This is a genomic window from Geomonas sp., from assembly GCF_035254065.1.
GTDB lineage: Bacteria > Desulfobacterota > Desulfuromonadia > Geobacterales > Geobacteraceae > Geomonas.
Genome location: NZ_DATFBA010000150.1, coordinates 1 through 3079, shown reverse-complemented (window position 1 = coordinate 3079; position 3079 = coordinate 1). Strand labels below are relative to the sequence as shown.

Here is a 3079-nt window from a genome sequence, read left to right as displayed (position 1 = left end):
CCAGGTAGCCGTAGTGGGCGAAACAGGCGGAAAGACCGGTCGGCTCGCCGATCACCGCCCAGGGTGCCCGGCACTGCTTGAGAAAGCTCGCGCTGCCGTCGCCGTTTTCCTCCTCGCCCACCACCAGCAACAGCCCCACCGGTGGGAGTTGCGCGGCCGGCAGCGCGCGGGACATGGCGAGCCAAGCCTCCACCATCGCCGCGCAGCCACCCTTCATGTCGGCGCTCCCCAGCCCGTGGATGATCCCGGCCTCTTCCCGCCCCTCCACCGCCTCGAGGTCCCAGGCGGGCACCGTGTCCACATGACCCACCAGGTACAGCCGCGGCTCCCCCTCGCCCATGGTGACCCGCAGGTTGTAGCGCTCCTCCTCCACCTCCTGCCGCTCGACCTCGAACCCTTCCCGTCTGAGCAACTCCTCCAGGAAGAGCTGGATGTCCTCTTCCTTGCCGGAAGGGGAATAGATATCGATCAGCTCCAGCAGGGTTCTCCTCAGCCGGTCCGGGTCGATCGCCGCCAGCACGTTTTCCAGAGGTCCGCTCATGGCTTCTTCACCGGTTTCTTCTTGTGTCTGCGGGAGAGGTTGAGGGTCATGTAGACGTGCTCCTGGATGTCGCCGAAGCCGTGCTTTTGGAAGAAGCGGATGGCCGGCGTATTGCTGGCGGCAGTGTCGATGATGATCATCCTTACCCCTTGTTCCTTAAAGCGCCGCTTGAGCTCCTTGAAAAGCCTCTCCCCCACCTGCATCTTCTGCAGGTCGCGGCGCACCCCCAGCCAGACCAGGTAGCCGTACTTCCAGGGAGAGTTGTGCTTCTTCACCGTGGTCCCCAGCGCGAAGCCGAGGATGCGGTCCTCGTGTTCGGCGACGATGCAGAGCTCGTTGTCGGAGTTGAAAAGGGTGGTGATCTCGTACTCGTCCCAGGTGCGGTAGAGGCTCTGCGAGTACTCGGCGGTGAACAGCTGCTCGCCGATGTGGAATACCTCAGGGAGATCGTCGATGATCATCTCGCGGACCCGCGGGAGGTCCTCGCCGTTGGGATGGGGATCTGTCATGTCTGCCTCGGATGCGGTATCGATGTTGCCATTATAGCAGAGTTAACCCGCCGGACGAGGTGCCCCCATTAGATTCCCCCCTCCAGCACTGTCGCCTGAAGCCGCCCCTGGTGCAGAGTTTTGTGGTGAAAAGATTTATTAATTCCGTATAGATGGTAGAATTCTTAAACTTGCGGCCCGCTTCGTATGCTCACACGGCCGGCTCGCCCGATTCTTCCTCCCCGAAAGGCTCACATGTCCAGGATGTTGCTGCTATATGCCGCGCTGGCCTCCCTGCTGGTCATCCTAGCGCCCGTCTCACCGGTGCATGCTGCGGATCCGGTCGAGGTGGAGGTGCGCGGGGTCGAGGATGCCGCCCTCAAGAACGTGCAGGACGTGCTGACGCTTCCCTTCGGCATGGTGCGCGACGGCAAGGTGGACCGGCTCTGGCTGGACCGTTTCGCCCGCCAGGCGCCGGAGAAGGTGAAGCGCGCGCTGGAGCCCTTCGGCTATTACCACGCCGAGGTTGCGGTGGAGGTCAAGGATAAGGGGAAAGGTGAGTTCCTGCTACAGGTCACCATCGAGCCGGGGGAGCCGGTGCGGGTGGTGGGGGTGGACATCGAAGTCAAGGGAGCCGGAGCCGGCCAGCGCTCGCTGCGCGACCTGGTAAAGGTCTTCCCGCTCAAGAAGGGGGACGTGCTGCTACAGCCGGAATACGAGCGGGCCAAGTCGAACCTCAAGGCGCAGGCGGTGAACCTCGGCTACCTGGACGCCGATTTCAGCAAGCACGAGGTGCGCATTGCGCCGGGTGAGAAAACGGCCCAGATTGCCCTCATCCTGGACACCGGCGAGCGCTACTTCTTCGGCGACGTCCACATCGAGGGGGCTCCCGACTATCCGCAGCCTTTCCTGAGGCGCTATGTCAGCTTCGGCAAGGGGGAGGTGTTCTCCTTCTCAAAGCTGGGCGAAACGCAGCTCAACTTCTCCAACTCCCAGCGCTTCAAGGAGGTGCTGATCACCCCCCAGAAGGAGAACGCCAAGGACCACGAGGTTCCGGTGCTGGTCAAACTCACTCCCGTCGCCAGGCGTACCGTTCGTCCCGGCGTGGGGTATGGTACCGACACCGGCCCCCGGGTCTCGGTCCACTATCGCGAACTCAACCTCTTCCACAAGGGGCACGACCTCGACATCATGCTCTACGTCGCTCAAAGGCTGCAGGGTTTCATCACCCGCTATACCGTCCCCAGCGACCGGGATATCTTCAGCAACACCACCTACCAGTTGAACCTCCAGCAGGAACGGACCTCCAGCTACACGAGCCAGCTAGCTGCCGTGGAGGTCGCCTACAACCACAGCCTTGGCAAGGGGGAGTTGCTCACCCCGTACGTCAAGATCCAGCAGGAGAATTTCACCATCGGCACCGAAGACTCCAGCTCCCGACTGGTACTGCCGGGCCTTCGCTTCTCGAAGCAGACCTTCGACAACCTCACCCGGCCGACCCGGGGGTACCGCTACGCCTTCGACCTGCGCGGTGCCCACCAGTACATAGGTTCCGACTCGTCACTGGCCCAGTTCATCGCCGACGGCAACGCCATACTACCGCTTCCCTGGCGCCTCTCCCTCCACCTGAAGAGCAAGGTGGGGGTGAGTCTCTTGGCCGACCCGCTGGCCGATTTCCCACCATCCATCCGCTTCTTCGCCGGTGGCGACGAGAGCGTGCGCGGCTACCACTACCAGAGCCTGGGCCCCCGCAACAACCGTAACGAGGTGGTGGGCGGCAGGGACTTGGTCACCGGGACCGTCGAACTGGAGCGCGCCATCTTCGAAAAGTGGGGCGTCTCCCTCTTCCATGATGCGGGCAACGCCTTCGATTCCTTCACCAACGTCCACCTCTACCAGGGTGCCGGGGTCGGTGTTCATTACTACACGCCGATCGGGGGGCTCCACCTCGACCTGGCCAAACGGATCGGTACCGGCCAGAGCAATTTCTACATGGTCCATTTCAGCGTGGGTTTCCAGCTATGAGAAAGATCCGGATCTACATAGGCGG

At 62.6% G+C, this 3079-nt stretch carries 3 protein-coding genes; 1 reads left to right on the top strand and 2 read right to left on the bottom strand.

Features of this window, described 5'->3' with window-relative positions; translation table 11 throughout:
• Window positions 1–541: M20/M25/M40 family metallo-hydrolase (locus VJ604_RS07315; RefSeq protein ID WP_324081150.1), on the bottom strand; the 541-nt coding region annotated here is incomplete at its 3' end.
• Window positions 538–1050 (bottom strand): GNAT family N-acetyltransferase, encoded by a 513-nt coding sequence (locus VJ604_RS07310; protein WP_324081149.1) that lies wholly within the window; start codon window positions 1048–1050, stop codon window positions 538–540. The genes VJ604_RS07310 and VJ604_RS07315, both read right to left, overlap by 4 nt.
• Before the next feature lie 234 nt (window positions 1051–1284).
• Between VJ604_RS07310 and VJ604_RS07305 the strand changes: the two genes are divergently transcribed.
• Complete coding sequence (locus tag VJ604_RS07305; RefSeq protein WP_324081148.1) at window positions 1285–3054, top strand: autotransporter assembly complex protein TamA; 1770 nt, start codon at window positions 1285–1287, stop codon at window positions 3052–3054.
• The last annotated feature ends 25 nt before the right edge of the window (window positions 3055–3079 follow it).